The sequence below is a fragment of the Sphingomonas sp. PL20 genome (genome assembly GCF_017875905.1).
GTDB lineage: Bacteria > Pseudomonadota > Alphaproteobacteria > Sphingomonadales > Sphingomonadaceae > Sphingomonas > Sphingomonas echinoides.
Genome location: NZ_JAGINH010000002.1, coordinates 307,790 through 329,851 on the forward strand (window position 1 = coordinate 307,790; position 22,062 = coordinate 329,851).

14 protein-coding genes and 1 riboswitch are annotated in these 22,062 nt (G+C 66.2%); of the genes, 2 read left to right on the forward strand and 12 right to left on the reverse strand.

The features are described 5' to 3' along the window. Positions 1-26 precede the first annotated feature (26 nt). The gene (gene galA, locus H4W01_RS01645) at positions 27-2,936 is read left to right on the forward strand and encodes a beta-galactosidase GalA (protein ID WP_209609622.1); all 2,910 of its coding nucleotides are present in this window, start codon (positions 27-29) and stop codon (positions 2,934-2,936) included. 117 nt (positions 2,937-3,053) lie between these two features. On the opposite strand, the gene nagE is transcribed toward galA, so the two are convergent. The 6 genes from nagE to H4W01_RS01675 all read right to left on the reverse strand — a co-directional run bounded on the left by nagE (position 3,054) and on the right by H4W01_RS01675 (position 11,342). After that, entirely contained in the window at positions 3,054-4,778 is a 1,725-nt protein-coding gene (gene nagE, locus H4W01_RS01650; protein WP_209609623.1) for an N-acetylglucosamine-specific PTS transporter subunit IIBC, read from the reverse strand. Further along, complete coding sequence (gene ptsP / locus H4W01_RS01655; protein ID WP_209609624.1) at positions 4,775-7,279, reverse strand: phosphoenolpyruvate--protein phosphotransferase; 2,505 nt, start codon at positions 7,277-7,279, stop codon at positions 4,775-4,777. Before ptsP ends, nagE begins: the two co-directional genes overlap by 4 nt. A gap of 43 nt (positions 7,280-7,322) precedes the next feature. Beyond that, on the reverse strand, positions 7,323-8,480 hold the full coding sequence (gene nagA, locus H4W01_RS01660) for an N-acetylglucosamine-6-phosphate deacetylase (protein ID WP_209609625.1): 1,158 nt from the start codon (positions 8,478-8,480) through the stop codon (positions 7,323-7,325). Further along, positions 8,477-9,517, reverse strand: a complete 1,041-nt coding sequence (locus H4W01_RS01665; protein ID WP_209609626.1) for an SIS domain-containing protein — start codon at positions 9,515-9,517, stop codon at positions 8,477-8,479. The genes nagA and H4W01_RS01665 overlap by 4 nt, the downstream gene beginning before the upstream one ends. 68 nt (positions 9,518-9,585) lie before the next feature. Continuing rightward, entirely contained in the window at positions 9,586-10,344 is a 759-nt protein-coding gene (locus H4W01_RS01670; RefSeq protein ID WP_209609627.1) for a copper homeostasis protein CutC, read from the reverse strand. After that, positions 10,341-11,342: a N(4)-(beta-N-acetylglucosaminyl)-L-asparaginase gene (locus H4W01_RS01675; RefSeq protein WP_209609628.1), complete on the reverse strand. Its 1,002-nt coding sequence runs from the start codon at positions 11,340-11,342 to the stop codon at positions 10,341-10,343. Before H4W01_RS01675 ends, H4W01_RS01670 begins: the two co-directional genes overlap by 4 nt. 172 nt (positions 11,343-11,514) lie before the next feature. On the opposite strand from H4W01_RS01675, the gene H4W01_RS01680 reads away from it, so the two are divergent. After that, positions 11,515-14,550, forward strand: coding sequence for a TonB-dependent receptor domain-containing protein (locus H4W01_RS01680; protein ID WP_209609629.1), 3,036 nt, complete (start codon positions 11,515-11,517; stop codon positions 14,548-14,550). 49 nt (positions 14,551-14,599) lie between these two features. Here H4W01_RS01680 and H4W01_RS01685 read toward each other — a convergent pair whose 3' ends face one another. The 6 genes from H4W01_RS01685 to rpsO form a co-directional block, all read right to left on the reverse strand. Further along, entirely contained in the window at positions 14,600-15,880 is a 1,281-nt protein-coding gene (locus H4W01_RS01685) for an arsenic transporter (RefSeq protein ID WP_209609630.1), read from the reverse strand. After that, positions 15,880-16,320: an arsenate reductase (glutaredoxin) gene (gene arsC / locus H4W01_RS01690; protein WP_209609631.1), complete on the reverse strand. Its 441-nt coding sequence runs from the start codon at positions 16,318-16,320 to the stop codon at positions 15,880-15,882. Before arsC ends, H4W01_RS01685 begins: the two co-directional genes overlap by 1 nt. After that, the gene (locus tag H4W01_RS01695) at positions 16,317-16,670 is read right to left on the reverse strand and encodes an ArsR/SmtB family transcription factor (RefSeq protein WP_209609632.1); all 354 of its coding nucleotides are present in this window, start codon (positions 16,668-16,670) and stop codon (positions 16,317-16,319) included. The genes arsC and H4W01_RS01695 overlap by 4 nt, the downstream gene beginning before the upstream one ends. A gap of 91 nt (positions 16,671-16,761) precedes the next feature. Then, on the reverse strand, positions 16,762-18,705 hold the full coding sequence (locus H4W01_RS01700) for a TonB-dependent receptor plug domain-containing protein (RefSeq protein WP_209609633.1): 1,944 nt from the start codon (positions 18,703-18,705) through the stop codon (positions 16,762-16,764). Between the two features lie 179 nt (positions 18,706-18,884). Further along, positions 18,885-19,101, reverse strand: a riboswitch (cobalamin riboswitch). A gap of 139 nt (positions 19,102-19,240) precedes the next feature. Beyond that, complete coding sequence (gene pnp, locus H4W01_RS01705) at positions 19,241-21,601, reverse strand: polyribonucleotide nucleotidyltransferase (protein WP_209609634.1); 2,361 nt, start codon at positions 21,599-21,601, stop codon at positions 19,241-19,243. 175 nt (positions 21,602-21,776) lie between these two features. Next, on the reverse strand, positions 21,777-22,046 hold the full coding sequence (gene rpsO, locus H4W01_RS01710) for a 30S ribosomal protein S15 (protein WP_010406799.1): 270 nt from the start codon (positions 22,044-22,046) through the stop codon (positions 21,777-21,779). Positions 22,047-22,062: the final 16 nt, after the last annotated feature.

Genomic DNA, 22,062 nt, shown 5'->3' on the forward strand with positions numbered 1-22,062 from the left:
CGACCTTTCCTCCCCGGAGTGTTGCCATGAACCGTCGCCAGCTTCTGCTCGCCAGCGCGGGCGCTAGTGCCCTGCGCGCCGTTCCGGCCGTCGCCGTCGCCGCCGTCGCCGCGCCGCCAACGGCCGACGGCTTTCCGATGCCGCGCCCCGAAACCAGCCTGCCGCCAAGGCCCGTCCGGCAGGACCCGGCGCGGACGCTGCTCGAGCTTGGCTGGCGTTTTCACGAAGGCGATATCGCAGCACCCGCACCGGCGGGCCACGCCGAGACCTATCTTTCCGCCATGGCGGGGAATGCGATTGGTGCGGCGGCGGTGCTGTATGACGATAGCGACTGGGCGGCAGTGCGCGTGCCGCATGATTGGGCAGCGGCGCAGCCCTTCGTCGAGAGCGCGAACATCTCGCAAGGCTATCGACCGCGCGGGATTGGCTGGTATCGTCGCACACTGCTGCTCGACCCCGCCGATCGCGGCAAGACGATCGAGCTGCATTTTGACGGCATCGCCACCAATGCGACGATCTGGGTGAATGGCAGCGTCGTCGCGCATAGCTGGTCGGGTTATGCCAGCGTTTATGCCGACATCACGCCGTTCGCCACCTTTGGCGACGAGCCGAACGTGATCGCGATCCGGGTCGATGCCAGTGCGTGGGAGGGCTGGTGGTATGAAGGGGCGGGGCTGTATCGCCACGCCTGGCTGGTGCGCCGCGCGCCGGTCGCGATCATCAGCGACGGCGTCTATTGCGATCCGCGCCGCGATGCGGCGGGCCGCTGGCAGGTGCCCGTGGTGGCGACGCTGGCCAATAGCGGGCGCGCCGCAGCGACGGTGACGGTCGAGGCGACCCTGTTCGATCCTGAAGGCCACGCGGTCCAGCGCGCGAGCGTCGCGGCGACGGTGCCGGTGCTGGAGCAGGCCGATGCCACGCTGACGCTCGACATTGGCGAGGCGCGGTTGTGGTCGGTGGAAACGCCGACGCTCTACACGCTGCGGGTGCAGGTGCTGCGCGACGGGGGCGTGGTGGACGTGCGGCAGATTCCGATCGGTTTCCGCACGATCCGGTTCGATGCTGAGCGCGGGCTTTTCCTCAACGATCGGTCGGTGAAGATCAAAGGCGTGTGTCTCCATCAGGATCACGCCGGGGTCGGCACCGCCATGCCCGATGCCTTGCTCTATTGGCGGCTGCAACGGCTGAAGGCGATGGGCTGCAATGCGGTGCGCATGTCGTCCAACGCGCCGACCGCCGAACTGCTCGACTATTGCGACCGCATCGGGTTGCTGGTGATGGACGAGAACCGCCATTTCAACCCGTCGCCCGACTATCTGGCCCAGCTCGAATGGCTGGTGCGGCGCGACCGCAACCACCCCAGCGTGATCATCTGGACGCTGTGGAACGAGGAACCGCTGAAATCGACGCCGCAGGGTGTCGAAATGACGCGGCGGATGGTGGCGGCGCTGAAGCAGCTGGACGATGCGCGGCCCGTGACCGTCGCGATGAATGGCGCGTTCAACGATCCGGTCAACACCTCGACCGAAGTCGATGTGACCGGGTTCAATTATTATCAGGACCAATATGACGTCTATCATCGGCTGGTCCCGACCAAGCCGATCATCAGCACCGAGGACACCAGCGCGTATCAGACGCGCGGCGCGTTCGAGAGCGACCCGAAGGCGCATATTGCGACGTCCTATGACCGCGAAGCGGCGGGCTGGGGGGCACCGCATGGGCCGAGCTGGAAGATGATCGCCGATCGGCCGTTCGTGGCTGGCGGGTTCGTATGGACCGGCTTCGATTATCATGGCGAGCCGACGCCCTATGAGTGGCCGACGATCTCGAGCTTCTTCGGCATTCTGGACCTGTGCGGTTTCCCCAAGACCGCCTTTGGCTTGCGCAGCGCGCAGTGGATCGACGATGCGCCGGTCCTGAGCCTCGCGCCGCATTGGACGTGGCCGGGGCGCGAGGGGCAAACCATCGATGTCGTGGTGATGAGCAATGCCGAACAGGTGACGCTCAGCCTGAACGGGCGCGAGCTGGGCACGCAATCGGTCGACCGGTTCTTGGGGAACAGTTGGAAAGTGCCCTATGCGCCGGGCCGGATCGAGGTGGTCGCACGGCGCGGCGGTCGGATCGTCGCGCGCGCGGCGCAGGAGACGGCGGGGCGACCGGTTGCGTTGCGCCTGACGCCGGCCCGCAGCGTGATGGCGGGCGATGGCGAGGATGTGCAGCCGGTGACGGTCGATGCGGTCGATGCAAAGGGGCGGCACGTGCCGACCGCCAATCTGCCGGTGCGCTTCACGGTCGCTGGCGCGGCGATCATCGGGCTCGGCAATGGCGACCCCAACAGCCATGAGCCCGAACAATCGCCGCCCGACCATGGCGCGCGCTCGCTGTTCAATGGTCTCGCCCAAGTGATCGTGCACGCCGAGACCGGGCGTGGGCGGATCGTGATGACGGCGCAGGCGGACGGCCTTGCCCCGGCGCGGCTGACGATCGACCGGCTGGCGATCGATCCGCCCGGCCAGGTTCCTGCGATCGCGCCGCAGCAGCGCATTGCGCAATGGCGGCGCTCGGCGGCGTTCGACGCGCGGCCTTCGCCCGATCTCGCGCCGAGCGACGGCGACAATAATAGCTGGGCGTTCGTGCGCAGCGGCACGCCGACGCCGGTCGAGCGCGGCGGACGCTGGCGCGTTTATCGCGCCGCGATCACGCCGTGGCGCGCGGTGGCGGCGGGCGGCGGGATGCTGCGCTTCGCCGCGATCGGCGGGCGTGCGGAACTGTGGGTCGATGGCAAGCGCCTCGCGGACAAGGCCGATGGCGCGGCAGGGCCGTTGACCGCGCAGGTGCCCGCCGGGGCGGGTGCGCGGCGGATCGTGCTGCTGATCGAGGCGGATGCAGGCGCGGAGTCGGGCGTTTTGGGGCCGGTTACGCTGTCGGCGGGGTAGGGTTCCCTTCCCCCGTTCGTTTCGAGCGAAGTCGAGAAACAGGCAACGGGCGCTGCGCGGGGTTTCTCGATTACGCTCGAAACGAACGGGTGGGGGGAGAGGCTTGCCCCCAGAGGCTCAGGCGGCGGTCAGCCGCCCGAGCGTGGCTTCGTCGCCGAGCAGATGCAGCAGCCCCGGGGCGGGGCGTGCGACTGCGTGCAGGTTGAGCGCGTCGAGCGCCGCCTGGTCGGCCTTGGCCGAATCGCGCAGCATGACCCGCAGCCGCCCGAAGTAGCGAGCGCTGTCGGCGATATTGTCCGCGCCGCCCAGCGCTGCGAGCAAAGGCGCGGTGAGGGTCAGTTTGGGCTCCGCGGTCGGCGCGGCGGCAGCCGGTGCAGCCACAATGCCGCCGCCGAGCGCCAGCGCATCGCGGATTTCGACCGAGACGACATCGGCGATCGGCCCTAGCACCACTTGCAGCGCGGTCGCCGAGGGGCGGATGATGCCGCGCGCGCCGAGCGCCTTGAGCGCGGCGTCATCGACCAGCGCCTGATCGCGCACCACCAGCCGCAGCCGCGTCGTGCAGGCGCCGACGGTGGTGAGATTGCCCCCGCCGCCAAGCGCCTGCGCAAAGGCCGCACCGCGCCCGCCTGCGACGACTGGGGAGGATGTCGCAGGGGTGTCGCTGAGCGGCTCGCGGCCGGGGGTCGGCAAGTCCATCCGTTTGATGAAGAAACGGAAGATGCCGTAATAGAGCAGGAAATAGACCGCGCCGACCGGCAGCAGCAGCAGCGGGCGCGTCGCCTTGCCGTAGTTCAGCACGTAATCGAACAGCCCGGCCGAGAAGCCGAAGCCGAGCTTGACGCCGAGCAGGTCCATCAGCGCCATCGACAGGCCGGTCAGCACGGCATGGATGCCGAACAGAACGGGGGCGAGGAACATGAAGCTGAATTCGATCGGCTCGGTCACCCCGGTCAAGGCCGAGGTGAGCGCGAGGCTGAACAACATGCCGCCGACCGCCTTGCGCCGATCGGGCGCGGCGGCGTGGTACATGGCGAGGCAGGCGGCGGGCAGGCCGAACATCATCACCGGGAAGAACCCGGCCATGAAGCTTCCGGCGCTCGGGTCGCCCGCGAAGAAGCGGCGCAGATCGCCGGTGGTGCCGTGCCAGTCGCCGACCACGAACCAGGCGACGTTGTTGAGGATATGGTGCAGCCCCGTCACCAGCAGCAGCCGGTTGAGCAGGCCGAACACGAACAGCCCCGGCGCGCCCGCGCTGGTGGCGGCGGTGCTGAGCGCATCGATGCCATTGCTGATCGACTGGAAGCCAAGCCCGACGACAAGCGCGAGCGCGAGCCCGGCCAGCCCGCTGACGATCGGCACGAAGCGGCGGCCGCCGAAGAAGGCGAGATATTCGGGCAGTTTGATCGCCGAGAAGCGATTGTAGAACAGGCCGCCGACCAGCCCCGACAGGATCCCGATCGGCACGTCGAGCCGCGCCATGACCTTGGCTTTCCATGCCGCTGTGGCGAGGTCGACCGACGGGCCGGTAAAGCCTGCAATGGCTTCGGGGGGGACGGTCAGCAGCGTCTTGCCCGCCTCGGTCGTCACCAGGAAGCAGGTGACGCCCGCCAGACATGCCGCACCATTGCCATCGCGCGCAAAGCCGGTTGCGACGCCGATCGCGAACAGCAGGCCGAGATGGTCGAAGATCGCTTGCCCCGCCGCGCCGATAAAGGGCAGGCCGCCGGGGATGAGATCGGGCTGGCCGAGCCGCATCAGCAGGCCGGCGATTGGTAGCACCGCGATCGGCAGCATCAGCGCGCGGCCAAGCGGCTGGAGCGCCCCCAGGATCGATTTCATGCCGACATCTCCTTGGTCGCGAAGCTTCGGGCGAGGGCGCGTACCTCGGCGGCGGAGGCGCAGGCGAGCGCGGCGGCGGCATGATCGCGGCAGGCCGCGAGCGTGACGTCCGACACCAGCGCCTTGATCGTCGGCACCATCACCGGCGCGGTCGACAATTCGGTGACGCCGAGCCCGAGCAGGATCGGCACAGCGAGCGGATCGGAGGCGAGGCCGCCGCACACGCCGGTCCAGCGGCCATGCGCGGCACCGCCGCGACAGGTCTCGCCGATCAGGCGCAGCACGGCGGGGTGGAGGCCGTCGAGCGCGCTTGCGACTGCCGGATTGGCGCGGTCCATCGCCAGCGTATATTGCGTCAGGTCATTGGTGCCGATCGACAGGAAATCTGCCTCGCGCCCCAGCAGATCGGCGGTGACGGCGGCGGCGGGGGTTTCGACCATGATGCCGAGCTGCACCGGCGTGGTGATGCCGAGCTCGGCGCACAGCCGGTCGAGCAGCGTGCGCACCCGGCGCAGTTCCTCGATCTGGGCGACCATCGGCAGCATGATCTTGCATTGGCCGGTGGGCTGTACCGCGAGGATCGCGCGCAGCTGCTCTTCGAGCAAGGCGGGGTGCGCCAAGCCGACGCGGATACCGCGTAAGCCCAGCGCCGGATTTTCCTCGCCCGCGATCGGCAGATAGGGGGCGGGCTTGTCGCCGCCAATGTCGAGCAGGCGCACGATCAGCGGGCGACCCTCGAGCGCATCGGCGATTGCCTGATATTCGGACGCCTGTTCGGCGACCGACGGCGCGGTGTCGCGGTCTAGGAACAGGAATTCGGTGCGCAGCAGTCCGCACCCCTCGGCACCATTGGCGATAGCGGGGGCCGCTTCGGCGGCGGAACCGAGATTGGCGACGACTTCGATGCGGGTCCCGTCCGCCGTGTGGCAGGGTGTGCCCGCCCGCGCGAGCGCGCTTGCGCGGCGCGCGGCGGCCTTGGCTTGCGCGGCTTCGGCTTCGGCCAGCTGCGTGGCGGAGGGGGCGGTGTGGAGCAGGCCGTTGCTCGCATCGAGAATGACGCGGGTGTCGTCGGGGATATCCAGCACGTCGGGACCGATCGCGACCAATGCGGGCAAGCCCATGGAGGCAGCGAGGATCGCGACATGCGAGGTCGGCCCGCCCTTGGCGATGCACAGACCGGCCAGGCCCTCGGCCGAGCCGATCAGATCGGACGGCATCAGATCCTCGGCGATCAGGATCGTGCCGACGGGATAGATCTGCGCGGTTTCGGCACCGCCCAACAGGCGGGCGAGCAACTGGCGTTCCAGGTCGCGCAGATCGTCGGCGCGTTCGGCCAGGTGTGGGTCGCCACCGGCGCGCAGTGCATCGGCCTGCGGGCGGATCGCGGCGCGCCAGGCGTGGCCAGCACTTTCGCCGCGCGCGATACCGGTGTGGGTCGTGTCGATCAAAGCGGGGTCGCCGAGCAACGCGGCGTGCGCCTCCAGAATGGCACGTGCCGGGCCGTGGGCGGCGGCGGCCTGCCGGGTCATGTCGGCGATGAGCGCGGCATGGGCGGTGGTGAAGGCGGCCTGCTCGGCGGCAATGCCGCGCCCCAGCAGCGGAACTTCTGGGTCAATGGCGCGGTGATGCCGTACTGGCCCGATCGCGAGGCCCGGCGCTGCGGTCACGCCCGCAAGCGCGCCCTCGGGCACATCAGCGCGGCGCACGGCGGCGGGCGGCGGCGCGGCAGGCGCGGGCGCTTCGTCCATGCCGCCGGAGATCAGCGCGACCAGCGCATCGAGCGCGGCGGTGCCGTCGCTGCCCTGCGCGGCCAGCGTGATCGTATCGCCATGCCCAATGCCCAGCGCGAGCAGCCCGGTCGGGCTGAGCGCTGACGCAGTGCGCGCGCCCTTGCCGAGCGTGATCGAGGCACTGAAGGCGCGTGCGCAGGCGGCAATGCGGGCGGCCGGGCGGGCGTGGATGCCGTGGGCCAGATCGATGCGCAGCGTGCGCTCTTCGCGCGGTATATCGCTGCGGTCGGTTTGCTCGGTCGCCGACGGGGCGATCGCCCGCACCGTCATCAGCGGCGCACCGACCGCGATCGGCCCGATCGCCGCGCGATCGCTCAGCGCATAGCCTTCGCCTTCCACCAGAAGAATCGGCGTGATCACGGCTGCGGCTTCGCGCACCAGCAAATCGAGATCGAAGTCGATCAGGGCGTCGCCCGTAGCGACTCGGTCCCCGGCGCGCACATGTGGGGTGAAGCCGCGCCCGCCCAGCCCGACCGTGTCGATGCCGAGGTGGATCAGGATTTGCGCGCCGTTATCGGCTTCGATCGTCAGCGCATGGCCGGTCGATTGCACGCTGACGATGCGCCCGTCGCACGGCGCGTACAGGCAAGTGCCGGTTGGATCGATCGCCAGCCCGTCGCCCAGCATCCGCCCGGCGAACACGGCGTCGGGAACATCGTCCAGCGCAGTGACCCAGCCTTGTAACGGTGCGGACAGCACGATCGACGCCATGGTTTCTCCTCAAACGGGGCAGGGACGCGCAAAGCGCGAAGGGTCAGGCAGGGACGGGCTCGGACCGGGCCGTCGCCGCAACGTCTCCGCCAATGATGGTCGCGATTGGGTGGAATGCGGCGTCGAGCTGCACCCAGTCCGCGCGCTTGCCCGGCGTGATCGCACCGCGATCCCGCGACAGGCCGAGGAAGGCGGCCGGATGGGTTGCCGCCATCGCCGCCGCGCGCTCGGGCGTGATGCCGAGCCGGGTAATGGTGTTGCGCACCGCGCGTGCCATGTCGAGATCCGACCCGGCGAGCGTACCGTCCGCCCCGATGCAGCGGCCACCCTCGACATGGATCGGGCGGCCTTGCAGCAGGAAGGTGGTCTCGGCGGTGTTGACGCACGGCATCGCGTCGGTGACCAGCATCATGCGATCCGCCGGGCGCGCGCGCAGCGCGATGCGCAGCGCGGCATCGTCGACATGGAAGCCATCGACGATCAGCCCGCAGTACACCGACTGGTTGTCCAGCGCGGCACCAACCGCGCCGGGCGCGCGCTGAATGAGCGGCGACATGGCGTTGAACAGATGGGTGACCCCCGTCACGCCGGCGGCGAAGCCTGCCGTCGCTTCGGCATAGGTCGCATTGCTATGGCCAAGGCTGACCAGCACGTCGGCGCGCGCGAGCGCGGCAATGCGATCGAGCGGCACCAGTTCGGGCGCGATCGTGACCATCACGCGACCACGGCGCGGCCGCATCAGCAACGCCATCAGCGTATCGTCGAGCGTGACGAAGCGCGCGGCATCGTGAATGCCCTTGCGCGCAACGTTGATGACTGGCCCCTCGATATGCACGCCGACTACACCCGGCACGCCGGCCGCAATCGCCGCGTCGGTTGCCTCCAGCGCCTGGCCGATGACCGTTGCCGAATCGCTGATCAGCGTCGGCAGGAAGGCGGTGGTGCCATAAGGCCGGTGCGCCGCACCGATCGCGGCAATCCCGTCGACGGTCGGTTCGTCGTTGAACAGCATGCCGCCGCCGCCATTGACCTGGGTATCGATGAAGCCGGGCATCAGCCATCCACCGTCAAGATCGATCGCCCCGGCGCTGGCGCGCTCCATGATCGCGACGATGACGCCGCCCTCGACGTCGATCGTCGCAGCGGACAGGATTCCGCGCGGCGTGACGATATTGCCGTTTACGAAAGCATAAGACGTCATAGCGTGCGGGTAACCTTGCTGAGATGGCTCGGCGCATCGGGATTGTACCCGCGCGCGCGCGAAAGCGCATCGGCCATGCGATAGAAGCTCTGGATCATCAGAATCGGCTCGATTGCGGGGTCGGCGGTAAGCGCGGGCGGGTCACCCGCCCCATCGACACGTGCGTCGGCCAGGCTGACACGCGCACCGCGCGCGGCAAAGTCCGCCGCAACCGCGCGGACGTCGTCGCCAATCACGTCGGAGGTGGCGAAGGCGATGATTGGAAAGCCGCTGCCAACGATCGCCATCGGGCCGTGGCGCACCTCGGCCGAACTGAAGGCTTCGGCGTGAAGCCCACACGTTTCCTTCAGTTTCAACGCCGCTTCCTGCGCAACCGCAAGGCCAATCCCGCGCCCGATGACGAACAGGTTGGTCGCGTCCTGCAGGCTCGCGCCGACGCTGCCCCAGTCCAGCGCCCAGGACCGCGCGAGCGCATCGGGCAAGCCCATGACGGCGCGGCGCAGCGTGTCGTCCTCGGCCCACTCCGCCACCAAGGCAGCAAGTGCTGCCAGCGATGCAATGTAGGATTTGGTCGCAGCGACCGACCGTTCGACCCCGGCCGACAGCGCGATCACCGTATCGGCGGTGTCGGCGAGCGGGGAGGTGGCGTCGTTGACCAACGCGACGACATGCGCGCCCGCCGCCTTTTGCGCGGCCACGGTGGCGAGCAAGTCCGGGCTGCGCCCGCTTTGCGAGATGGCGATGCAAAGCGCATGGCCCTGTACGGCGGGCGCGGCATAGACCGAGGCGACCGACGGTGCGGCCGACGCCACCGGAATGCCGGTGCGCGTCTCGATCAGATATTTGCCATAGGTGGCGGCATGATCGGACGATCCGCGTGCGCAGGTTACGATAACGGCGGGCGGGGCGGCGCGCAGCTTCGCGCCGAGCGCGGCGAAGGCCGGTCCATTGGCGGCGAGCATGCGGGCGACGGCGGCACCGGCCTCCGCCGCTTCCTGAAACATCAGCGTTGGGCCCGAAACGGGCGAAGCGGTCATGGATATGGTATCGTGCATGGCTGGTCCGATTGCTATCTCAGCCGGGATAGGTTTTATATTGGTATTACTCAAGCCGCAAAATGCACCAGCTGCGCAAGCGCTGCGACGCGATCGACATCGGTATCGCCGTCCTGCGCCGCAACGAAGCCGAAGCGGCGTTCGGGGGCGTCCGGGGCGATCTCGCGGGTGCTGCGGCACGATGCGTGGAGTTCGGTGATGCCCGTCGCCAACAGCGCGGGCGCGGTTTCGACGCTTACCCCACTTCCCGCGAGGATGATGATCCGCCCCGCCGCCTGCCGATGCAACGCAGCGAGCGTTGTCACGCCGTCGATCGCACGCGGCTCTCCGCCCGAGGTCAGGATGCGATCGAACCCCAAGGCCACTGCCTGCTCGAGCGGTGCAAGCGGATCGGGCACCAGATCGAACGCGCGGTGCAGGGTCAACGACAGCGCGGCACCGCGCTGCTGCCCGAGTGTGCGTGCGTGATCCACCCAGCGTGCGAGCACAGCGGTATCGAGCTGTCGGTCGGCGCCACTGGCCCCGATCACGACACCGGCGAGCCCGGCGTCGGCGGCGGCGCGAATGTCGTCGGCGATCAGCGCCTGTTCTGCCGCGTCATACATGAACCCGCCCGCGCGCGGGCGGGCCAGCAAATGGACCGGCAGGGGGCTGGACGCGGCCGCGCGGATCAGCGAGCCCGGCGGGGTCAGCCCACCGACCGACAAGGCGGCGCACAATTCGATCCGGTCGGCCCCACCACGGAGTGCCGCCTCCAGCCCCGCGACCGTTTCGACGCAGACTTCGAGCATGCCGCGTTTGGGTGTCACGCCTGGAATAGCGACGTTCCTTTATGCACCACGGTGCGGCCGGCCATGTCGGTGACGGCATAGGTGAAGCCCGGCAACAGGCAGAACGCGCCGACATTGCCATGCGGATCGAGCGCCAGAAAACCGACCTGGACGCCACGAATGGCGTCACCGCGCAGCTTGGCAATGTGCTTCACCACTTCCTCGCACGCTTCCTGCGGCGAACGTCCGGCGCGCATCGACGCGATCACGCGCGCGGTGCCCGCGATGCGCGTCACTTCCTCGCCCAGTCCGGTCGAGGTTGCGCCGCCAACGCCCGCTTCGACGAACAGCCCGCTGCCGACCTGGGGCGAATCGCCGACGCGGCCGCGCATCTTGAACGCCATGCCGGACGTGGTGCACGCACCCGCCAGCCGCCCGCTGGCATCGCGCGCGAGCAGGCCGATCGTATCATGATCGAGCGCGCCGCCGGGCGTGCGGGTGATGCGGTTCTCGCTATTGGCTTCGGGTCGATAATTTGCGGTCTTGAGCCATTCGCGCCACGCCTTTTCCGATTCTGGCGTCAGCAATTTGCAATAAGGGAAGCCTTGATCCTTGGCGAAGCGCGTCGCGCCTTCGCCGACCAGCAGCGTGTGCGGGGTCTTTTCCATCACGCGGCGCGCGACCGAAATGGCGTGCATGGTATCTTCGAGCGCGGCGACCGCGCCGACCCGGCCGGCATCGTCCATGATGACGGCGTCGAGCGTGACGTGACCGTCGCGGTCGGGATAGCCGCTATAGCCGACGGAATGGTTGTTCGGGTCCGCTTCAGGCACCATCGCCCCGGCTTCGACCGCATCGAGCAACGATCCGCCGCTGGCCAGCTTCGCATAGGCAGCGTCGTTTGCGGCCGCGCCAAAGTCCCAGGTCGAGACAATTTGCGCGGCAGGCCCGGACGTTACGTCGGCCAAGGCTTTGGCGGCGGGCAATGCGCCGGCGGCAACGCCCATCATGGCGAGCAAGGATCTTCTACTGGTCATGGTCACCCCGGTTCATTCTTTATGTACGATCATGACATGGACGCATAAAATGTCAAAATCGGTTTGGCGTGGTATCAATTAGGTATTGACGGTTTGCCAATTTGAATAGAACCTCTTGTCACGGTGCCGTAACGCAAAACGCGGGCGGCATGTGTAATTAGGGGAAATTTTCATGATGCTCCGTCACTCTGTATCCTTTGCTGCGCTGGGCGCGGCGCTGGCTTTCGCCGCGCCTGCGATGGCGCAGCAGGCCGCCGCCGACGATCACGTCTCGAAACCGGATGCAGCCGATGCCACACCGGCAGACGGCGACATTCTGGTAACCGGGACGCGCATTTTGCGTCCGAACATCGCGTCGGCCGCGCCGATCACCACGGTGACCGCGCAGGACATCCGGGCGCAGTCGCCGACCAATATCGAAGAGGTGTTGAACCGCCTCCCGCAGATCGCGCCCGACAGCCAGCAAAATTACCAGGATTCGGACGGTCGCCAGCGCATCAAGCTGCGCAGCCTGGGTTTTGAACGCACGCTGGTGCTGATCGACGGCAAGCGCCTGGGCACGCAAAACGGTGAGGATGCGGGGATCATTCCGGTCTCGCTGATCGATCGCGTCGACGTGCTGACCGGCGGTGCTTCGTCGGTCTATGGCTCGGACGCGGTTGCAGGCGTCGTCAACTTCGTCCTCAAGCCCGATTTCAAGGGCATCCGGATCGACGGCAATTACAATTTCTACAACCACCAGAACCGCGCGAACATCGTCACGCAGCAGGCGCAGGCATCGAGCTTCCCGACCAATACCGGGATGGTCAATGACGGTGGCCGTGCCGATGTAACGTTGACCGCCGGGACCTCGCTGTTTGACGACAAGCTGAAAGTGTCCGGCTTCGTCAATTATAAGCACCAGGATCTGGTGCCGTACGACGCGCGATCGACCTCGGCCTGCCAATTGGTGCAGACCGGCACCGATGGCCCGCTCAGTTGCTCGTTGTCGTCCTATTCGGTCAGCGGTTACATCTCGCCGCGCTCGGGGGCCAATAACGGCACGGCCTATGTCAATAATCCGGACGGCACGCGCAGCTTTGTTCCCTATGGCGCGGGTGCGGGCAATGCGGCCAACCCCTATGACGGCTATTCGTACCAGCGCGCCTTCACCCGCGTGAACGCCGGGGGCTTCGCGACGCTGAAGCTGTCGCCGGCGGCGGAAATTTACGGGTCGGGCATCTGGTTCCGCGATAAGTCGACCAACCGCTTCCCGACCCGCGTGTTTGCTGCCGCCAATTATGGGTCCGACCCGTATCAGGTGAACTGCAACAACCCGTTCCTGTCGGCGTCGCAAGCATCCGCGATTTGCGGGGCTGCGGCCGGAACCGCGACGCTCGCGCCGCTCGATGTGCGCTATCGTTTCAACGTGCCGTATCTGACCGATACCTATGTCAATAGCGGCATTCGCGCGACCGGCGGTGTTCGCGGCAAGATCGGCGATGCATGGACCTATGACATTGGCGGCGTCTATGCGCGCAACCAGCAGGACTATATGCCCGCCTCGCTGCCGCAATTTGCCAACGTCAACCGCTCGCTCAACGTGGTCAACGTCAATGGCACGCCGACCTGCGCCTCGGTCGTCGATGGGACCGACAAGAATTGCGTCCCGTTCGATGCGTTCAAGGCGGGGAACAGCAACCAGGCGCTGGTCAACTATCTGTATAGCGGTCTCGCGGCCGAGAAGCAGACCACCGTTGGCATCCTGTACGATGTGCTCGCCAACGTGACCGGCGACCTCGGCAAATATGGCATCAAGTCACCCTTTGCCGAGCAGGGGCTCGCCTTTGCGGCGGGTGTGGAATATCGCGAGGATCGTCAGTTCTCGACCGCGAATGCGGCATTCCGGGCCGACAATGGCGGATCGGATGCCGACCTCCGCCAGCATGTCTGGGAAGGCAATATCGAGCTTCAGGCACCTTTGGTGCAGCACAAGCCCTTCATCGAAGAGCTTCAGGTGAATGCCGGCGGGCGTCTGTCCAAATACAGCTCCAACCCCGACAAATTCACGACGTGGAAGCTGGAAGGGTTGTACGCGCCGGTTCGCGACATCGTGTTCCGCGCCTCCTTCAACAAGGCGCAGCGCGCGCCGACCGTGGTCGAAGCGTATCAGGCCAGCAACATCAGCTATTCGCGTCAGGGCGGGTCGCAGAACGATTTCTGCGCACCCGTGCCGCGTCAGATTGCTGACCCTGCCAATCCGGGTAAGACCATCACCACCACCGCGCCGCTCGCGTCGAAGGAAGTGTGCCGCGCAACCGGCCTGTCCGATTCGCTCTATGGCAGCGCAACGCTGCTGTGCCCGAACGACCAGTGCACGGTCCGTTCGGGTGGTTTCACCGCTGCGCCGGAAACGGCCTATACCCAGACCTATGGCATCATCCTGAAGCCGCGCTTCGTCAAAGGGTTGGTGTTCTCGGTCGATCGCTATCGGATCAAGATCAACAACTCGCTCGGCTATAATGACGACAGCTATTATACCGATGGCTGCCTGCGTTCGAACGGCGATCCGTTCTTCTGCTCGGGCATCGTGCGCGCCGCCAATGGCACGCTCTATGCGGCGGCCGGCACCAACCCGACCAGCGGCTTCATCCGCGCCGGTACGACCAACTATTATTTCTCGATCGCGCGCGGTTGGGACTTCCAGTCGCAATATGCGCTGGGTCTGGGCAAGGTTGGCCGGATGGATCTGAGCTTTAACGGCTCGCTGACCACCTTCGCCGGTGGCCAGGATTCGCCGCTGCAGCCCGAGCGCAATTGCGCCGGTTATTACGGCAATGGCTGTGGCCAGTTGCTGCCGAAGTGGAGCCATGGGATGCGCGCGACCTATGTAACGCCCGATGATGGCTTCAACGCCTCGTTCAACTGGCGCTATGTCGGGTCGCTCACCAGCGCCAACAATTCGGGCGATCCGGCGATCGGCGGCACGCCTGATCGGGTGCAGAAGACCTTCGGCTATATCGCCCCGGTCAGCTACTTCGATCTCGCGCTGACGTTCAACATTGCCAAGCGCTACAGCCTGCGCCTGATCGCGAACAACCTGCTCGACAAGGCCCCGCCGATCCTGGCGAATTCGTACAATATCAGCCTGGCGCGCAACAACACGATCCCGGCACGCTATGACAGCCTGGGTCGCAACCTCGCGGTTGGCTTCACGGCGAACTTCTGAACGATCCTTGGAGGGAGCACTGATGTGCTCCCTCCGCCCTTTCGATCGATCACCCCAACCGTATCGCCAGCGCCGCAAGCGTCACCAGCAGGATCGGCGTCGTGAGCGTGATGCCTACCCGAAAATAATAGCCCCAGCCGATCCGCACGTCCTTTTGCCCAAGCACGTGCAGCCACAACAAGGTGGCGAGCGAACCGATCGGCGTAATCTTGGGCCCCAGATCGCAGCCGATGACGTTGGCGTAGATCATCGCTTGCCGGACCGCGCCGGTCGCGTGCGTGGCGTCGATCGACAGGGCACCGATCAGCACCGTCGGCAAATTGTTCATCACCGAAGAGAGCAGCGCGGCAAGAATGCCGGTCGCGAAGGTGGCCCCCCAAAGCCCGCTCTGCGCCGTGCGATCCAGGAGCAGCGCGAGCCCATTGGTCAGCCCGGCGTTTTTCAGCCCATAAACGACCAGATACATGCCGAGCGAGAAGACCACGATCTGCCACGGCGCGGTGCGGATCAACTGGCGGGTGTCAATGGTGCCGCCCCGCGCCGCGATGCCGATCAACACCACCGCGCCGACGGCAGCCGTCGCGCTGACCGGCACGCCGAGCGGTTCCAGCAGGAAGAACCCGACCAGTAGCAGCGCCAACACGCCCCACCCGGCGCGAAAGGTCGCGCGGTCGCTGATCGCGTCCCCGGGCGTGCGGAGCAGTGCAACATCGTAATCGGACGGGATGTCGCGCCGAAAGAACAGCAGAAGCACCGCGAGCGTCGCCGCGATCGCGGCCAGATCGACCGGCACCATCACCCACGCATAATCGGCAAAGCCCAGCTTGAAGACATCGGCCGAGACGATGTTGACGAGATTGGACACCACGAGCGGCACGCTGGCGGTATCAGCGATGAAGCCCGCCGCCATCACGAACGCCAGCGTCGCCTTGACGCCATAACCCAGCGCCCGCAGCATCGCGAGGACGATCGGGGTCAGGATGAGCGCGGCCCCATCATTGGCGAACAGCGCCGACACCGCCGCCCCCAACACCACCACCAGCGCGAACAGCCTTTTGCCGTTGCCGCCGCCCCAGCGCGCGACGTGCAACGCCGCCCATTCGAAGAATCCCGCCGCATCGAGGATCAAGCTGATCAGGATGATCGCGACAAACGCGCCCGTCGCATTCCATACGATGTTCCACACAACCGGAATGTCGGCGAGACCGATGGTTCCGGTCGCAAGCGCGACGACCGCGCCCGCCGTCGCGCTCCAGCCAATGCCGAGTCCGCGGGGTTGCCAGATGACGAGCGTAATCGTCGCGAGAAAGATCAGAACGGCGATAAGCATCAGCCGACGCGCTGGCCGTGCGCGTCGATCACTTGCTCGCCATCTTCCTTGGCGAACGCACCGTGTTGCGGTGTCGGCAGCAAGTCCAGCACCCGTTCGGACGGGCGGCAAAGCGTCACGCCGAGCGGCGACACCACCAGCGGGCGGTTGATAAGAATCGGATGCGCGATCATCGCATCGACCAGCGCGGCGTCACTCAGGCTCTCATCGTCCAGGCCAAGCTCAGCATAGGGCGTACCTTTTTCGCGCAGCAAATCGCGCGGGCGCATTCCGGCGCGCGCGATCAACCGCTCGAGCAGCGCGCGCGATGGCGGCGTCTTGAGATATTCGACGACATGCGGCTCGATCCCGGCGTTGCGGATCATCGCCAGCGTGTTGCGCGACGTGCCGCAGGCCGGATTGTGATAGACGATGATATCGATGGCGATCGGGTCGGTCATGCGTGTCCTTCCTCAGTACAACGGCTGCGCAGCACGGTGTCGGCCAACTGCCCGCAAATCTCCGGATTGCCCCCGCAACAATCCTCCATGAGATATTCGAGCAAGTTCGCCATGCTGTCGTGCCGCGCGGAATAGATGACCGAACGCCCATCGCGGCGACTCGATACCAATTGCGCGTGCGACAGGATCTGGAGATTGGTCGACAAGCTGTTGGCGGGAACGTCCAGCCGCCGCGCGATTTCGCCCGCTGCAAGCCCTTCAGGACCGGCCTGGACCAGCATACGGAACACGCTGAGCCGCCCGGCATGGGCGAGCGCGGACAAAGCGGCGACGGCGTTCGCTATTTCCATAATTCCACTATAGTGGAACTATGGAGCGCTGCAAGGGTGCTGCTATGGCGCTCCGTCATCCGGGGCAGTGCCCGGATGACGGAGCGGGAGCTCAGAAGCGTGCGCGAACACCGCCGTAAACGGCGCGGCCCGGATTGGTGAAGCTGAACACGTCCTCATAATGCGCGTTGTTGAGGTTCTCGATCCGGCCGAACAGCGTGAAATGGCGGTTGAGCTTCACATCGCCATTGAGGTTGAGCAGCACATAATCGTGCAGCCGCACCGTGACCGGGACATAAGAGGGATCGGTATAGGCCACGTCGCTGGTGTCGCCATTGTAGCGTGCGACCGCGGTGAAGCCGAAGCGATCGTGCGGTGCGCGCCAGCCGACCGCGACGCTGGCGATATGGGTCGGGCGGCGCACTTCTTCCACGCCATTCTCGCGGGCGTGGAGATAGGTATAAGCGGCGTCGATCCGCCACGCGGTGCCGATGCGTGCGTTGAGGAACGCCTCGACGCCGTGTTGGCGCGATTTGGTGGTGCGGTTGGCGGGTGTCGCCACGTACGTTGGCGCGGGGTGAATGGTGTAGATTTCATCCGACAGGCGGCTGTCGAAATAGGTCGCGCCGATCAGCACATGGCCGTCGACGAAACTCTGCTCGATCCCGGCTTCCCATCCTTCCGAGCGTTCGGGTTTCAGACCCGGATTGCCGATGAAGCGCCCGTCGCTATAGCCATAGAGTTCGTAAAAGCCTGGATTCTTCACGCCCGATCCGGCCGCTGCGCGAACCCGCGTGCCGCTGTCGAAGCGATAGCTGCCTTGCACGCGATAGGTGGTGGTGTCCTGAAAGCGGTTGTTGAGGTCCTGCCGCAGCGAGGCGCCGAACGCGGCATGTTCGCCGAGCGTCAGGTCATATTGTCCGACGATGCCGACATTGTCGACTTGCCGCCGCCCGGTGAAAGCAAAGCCGGTCGGATCGGTATTGCGATAGCGCTCGCGCTCGACATCGACCGCGACGGTCAATTGGTGATGCAGTGCGCCCTGGTTGAGCTTGAGCGTTGACTCATACGAGCCCTTCAGCCGCTGGCCCGTGTCGCCATAAGTGCGCGCGGTCGCGCCATAGCCATTGCGCGTGGTGTCGGCGATTTGCCCGGTCAGCGCCTGCGTCCATTTGCCGTCGAGCAAATCGAGTTCGCCACGCAGCAGGCCGTAAACCGCTTCGTTGATGAAATGCGCGCCCGGCGTGTCGATCGTATAGCCAAAGGTCTTGCTGGCCGGGTTGCTGTCGCTGTCGTTGAAATCGGCCTGGGTGCGGGCATAGCGCGCGACGGCGGTGAGGCGCGCATTGGATGCGGGCGACCACGTCGATTTGAACGACACCGCGCCCGAGTCATTGCCAAGATTGCGCGTTCCCCCGCGCGCATTGGGCGTGCCGTCGGTCGTGTTGAGCGTGCCCGACAGCGCATAATCGAATGTGCCCGATACGCCCGCGATCCGGGCTGCCGCGTTGACCGTGCCGAACGAACCGCCTTCGACGCGTGCGCTGACACCCGGGGCCTCACGCCCGGTGAGCGTGATATAGTGGATCACGCCACCGATCGCATCGGAGCCGTAGATCGAACTTTGCTGCCCGCGCAGCACTTCCACGCGCGCGACATCATCTGCGATCAGCGTGCCGAAATCGAATTCGCCCGCATAGGGGTCGGACACTTCGATCCCGTCGATCAGCACCAGCGTGTGGTTGGCCTCGGCCCCGCGCAGGCGGACTTGCGTCTGACCGGGGATGCGGCTGACGGCGACGCCGGGGACATCGCGCAGGATGTCGGACACGGCGCGGGTCTGGCGTTGGTCGAGCGCATCGGTATCGAGCACGGTGACCGAACCGCCAATCTGATCCGCACGCAGCGGGGTGACGGTGGAGCGGATGCCAGTGACGACGATGGCCGACTCGTCGTCGGTGGTTTGCGCGGGTGCCGGATCGGGGGCGACCTGAGCGAAGGCGGTGGCGGGGAGCAGCAGCGCGGCAAGCGCGGCCGAGGAAAGCAGAGTCTTCATGGCGTAAACGAGTCCCTTGGGCGTCGAGCGACAAGGACCGGGGCTTCCGCTGCGAACGGTCGGGACACGCCACCGGACGGACGCATAAGCGCCCGGCACCGCCCCCCGATGCGGCCCCAGCCGCACGTTCGTCGCTCAGACGAAAATCGTTTCGCGCCTGGCCAATCCCATGAGCCGGGCAAGAGCGACCCGCGCCGGTCGGTCTCCTGGCTCACGGGTCATCGCACGATGCGCGCCTTCCCAGGTGGTCCGCCAAGGTGGCGGGCTTCCCCAGTGGCTGCGGAACCGTCGGTTCCACATGCGCGTCATACTCGCCGCTTACAGTTGCAGGGACAGCTGCAGATTTGCACGGATCGTGCGCACTGCATTCCCGTTACCGGCGCGAATGCGCGACGAACCCGAAAAGGCTGCATCGCGCGGTTCGGGGATAGGGCAGCGCGCGTCATAAACCAACCGCCTTTTGCGGGCTGCCAATTTACGAAAAAGGGGCCCGGATCGCTCCGAGCCCCTTCTTTCTCCGTAAGAACCGGAGGTTTTAGTCGCGATCACCGGTCAGGAAGGCGGGTGCAAACTCGGGCGCGGGGCCGTCGTCATTGCCCGAACGCTCTGCACGCGGTGCGCGCTCGCCGCCGCCATCGCGACGCGGGCCACGGCCACCGTCGCCATCACGGCGTGGGCCGCGATCACCACGGCCGCCGCCATCGCCACGCGGGCCACGGCCGCCGTCACCATCGCGACGCGGGCCGCGCGGACCGCGATCGCCACCTTCGCGCGGTTCACGCGCCGGGCGGGTGTCTTCGATCTCGGCACCGGTTTCCTGGTCGACGACGCGCATCGACAGGCGCACCTTGCCGCGCGGATCGATCTCGAGGACCTTGACCTTGACGTCCTGGCCTTCCTTGAGGACGTCCGCGACCTTCTCGACGCGCTCGTTCTTGATTTCGGAGACGTGGACGAGACCGTCCTTGCCACCCATGAAGTTCACGAACGCACCGAAGTCCACCAGGTTGACGACCTTGCCGTCATAGATCTTGCCGACTTCAGCTTCCTCGACGATGCCCTTGATCCACTTGATCGCAGCTTCGATCTGCGCGGTGTCGGACGAGCTGATCTTGATCAGGCCCTCATCGTCAATGTCGACCTTGGCGCCGGTCTGCGCGACGATCTCGCGGATCACCTTGCCGCCGGTGCCGATCACTTCACGGATCTTGCTCTTGTCGATCTGCAGCGTTTCGATGCGCGGGGCATGCGCCGAGAGCTCGGTGCGGGTCGACGACAGCGCCTTGTTCATCTCACCCAGGATATGCGCGCGGCCTTCCTTGGCCTGTTCGAGCGCCTTGCGCATGATCTCTTCGGTGATGCCGGCGATCTTGATGTCCATCTGCATCGTGGTGATGCCGGCTTCGGTGCCTGCGACCTTGAAGTCCATGTCGCCCAGATGATCCTCGTCGCCGAGAATGTCCGAGAGAACCGCGAACTTCTTGCCTTCCAGGATCAGGCCCATGGCGATGCCCGAAACCGGGCGCTTCAGCGGCACACCGGCATCCATCATCGACAGCGAACCGCCGCACACCGTCGCCATCGACGACGAGCCGTTCGACTCGGTGATGTCCGACAGAACGCGGATCGTGTAGGGGAACTCGTCCTTCGACGGCAGCACCGGGTGCAGCGCGCGCCAGGCGAGCTTGCCGTGGCCGACTTCACGACGGCCCGGCGCACCGAAGCGGCCGACTTCACCGACCGAGTAAGGCGGGAAGTTATAGTGCAGCATGAAGTTTTCGTAGGACAGGCCGGTCAGGCCGTCGATCATCTGCTCGGCGTCCTTGGTGCCGAGCGTGGTGGTGCAGATCGACTGCGTCTCGCCACGCGTGAACAGCGCCGAGCCGTGCGCGCGCGGCAGGAAGTGGACGATCGCCTCGATCGGACGGATCTGCGTGGTGGTGCGGCCGTCGATGCGCTGGCCGTCCTTCAGGATCGCGCCACGGACGATTTCGGCTTCGAGCTTCTTGACGAGCTTCTGCGCGGCCATCTGGTCCTGCGGGGCGGCATCGGCAAAGGCTTCCTTGGCCTTGGCGCGCGCGGCGTTGAGCAGGTTCGAGCGCTCGGACTTGTCGGTCACCTTATAGGCGGCGGCGATGTCCTTGCCGATCAGTTTCTTGAGCTTGTCCTTGGCGGCCGAGAGATCAGCCTGAGCGGCCATTTCCCACGGATCCTTAGCAGCCTGTTCGGCCAGATCGATGATGAGGTTGACGGCTTCGCGGCACGCCGTGTGCGCGAACTGCACGGCACCGAGCATGACCTCTTCGGAAAGCTCCTTGGCTTCGGATTCAACCATCATCACGGCTTCACCGGTCGCGGCGACGACGAGATCGAGATCGCCTTCCTTGACCTGGTCGAGCGTCGGGTTGAGCACATATTCGCCATCGACATAGCCGACGCGCGCTGCGCCGATCGGGCCCATGAACGGCACGCCCGAAATGGTCAGCGCAGCCGAGGCGGCGACCATGGCGAGCACGTCGGGCTCATTCTCGCCATCATAGCTGAGCACCTGGCAGATCACGTTGATCTCGTTGTAGAACCCTTCGGGGAACAACGGGCGGATCGGGCGGTCGATCAGGCGGCTGACCAGCGTTTCCTTTTCGGTCGCGCCGCGCTCACGCTTGAAGAAGCCACCGGGGATGCGGCCGGCAGCCGAATATTTTTCCTGATAGTGAACGGTCAGCGGGAAGAAATCCTGGCCTTCCTTCACCGATTTGGCGGCGGTCACGGCGCAGAGCACCACGGTTTCGCCGAGCGTTGCCATAACGGCACCATTGGCCTGGCGCGCGACGCGGCCGGTTTCCAGCGTCAGCGTCTTGCCACCCCACTCGGTGGTCACGGTCTTGGTATCGAACATCTTTTTTCCTTCAACACCGCCGGCCGGATGCCGACGGGGCCACTGTGCGGGTTAAGCCGACCCGCGCGGTTTGGAGCCTTTCGTGGCTCCCCTGCCATGCCGCCGGAGTGCGGAATGGCGAAAGAGGGACATATGAAAACGGCGCCGCGAGGGCGCCGTTTCCGTACTGGTCGCGTTACTTGCGCAGGCCCAGCTTAGCGATGAGGTCGGTATATCGCGCGCCGTCCTTGTGGCGGAGATAGTCGAGCAGCGAGCGCCGCTTGTTGACCATCATCAGCAGGCCGCGCCGCGAGTGATTGTCCTTCTTGTGGCCCTTGAAGTGCTCGGTCAGGTTGCGAATACGCTCGGTGAGGATCGCGATCTGGACTTCGGGGCTGCCGGTGTCGCCTTCGACGCGGCCATGTTCCTTGACGAGCGCATTCTTGCGCTCTGCAGTGATCGTCATATTCTTTCCTTCGACA

Excerpts from the sequence above, each read along its gene's own strand:
- galA (WP_209609622.1), top strand. The coding sequence starts at position 27 with ATGAACCGTCGCCAGCTTCTGCTCGCCAGCGCGGGCGCTAGTGCCCTG.
- nagE (WP_209609623.1), bottom strand. The coding sequence starts at position 4,778 with ATGAAATCGATCCTGGGGGCGCTCCAGCCGCTTGGCCGCGCGCTGATG.
- ptsP (WP_209609624.1), bottom strand. The coding sequence starts at position 7,279 with ATGGCGTCGATCGTGCTGTCCGCACCGTTACAAGGCTGGGTCACTGCG.
- nagA (WP_209609625.1), bottom strand. The coding sequence starts at position 8,480 with ATGACGTCTTATGCTTTCGTAAACGGCAATATCGTCACGCCGCGCGGA.
- H4W01_RS01665 (WP_209609626.1), bottom strand. The coding sequence starts at position 9,517 with ATGACCGCTTCGCCCGTTTCGGGCCCAACGCTGATGTTTCAGGAAGCG.
- H4W01_RS01675 (WP_209609628.1), bottom strand. The coding sequence starts at position 11,342 with ATGACCAGTAGAAGATCCTTGCTCGCCATGATGGGCGTTGCCGCCGGC.
- H4W01_RS01680 (WP_209609629.1), top strand. The coding sequence starts at position 11,515 with ATGATGCTCCGTCACTCTGTATCCTTTGCTGCGCTGGGCGCGGCGCTG.
- H4W01_RS01685 (WP_209609630.1), bottom strand. The coding sequence starts at position 15,880 with ATGCTTATCGCCGTTCTGATCTTTCTCGCGACGATTACGCTCGTCATC.
- arsC (WP_209609631.1), bottom strand. The coding sequence starts at position 16,320 with ATGACCGACCCGATCGCCATCGATATCATCGTCTATCACAATCCGGCC.
- H4W01_RS01695 (WP_209609632.1), bottom strand. The coding sequence starts at position 16,670 with ATGGAAATAGCGAACGCCGTCGCCGCTTTGTCCGCGCTCGCCCATGCC.
- H4W01_RS01700 (WP_209609633.1), bottom strand. The coding sequence starts at position 18,705 with ATGAAGACTCTGCTTTCCTCGGCCGCGCTTGCCGCGCTGCTGCTCCCC.
- pnp (WP_209609634.1), bottom strand. The coding sequence starts at position 21,601 with ATGTTCGATACCAAGACCGTGACCACCGAGTGGGGTGGCAAGACGCTG.
- rpsO (WP_010406799.1), bottom strand. The coding sequence starts at position 22,046 with ATGACGATCACTGCAGAGCGCAAGAATGCGCTCGTCAAGGAACATGGC.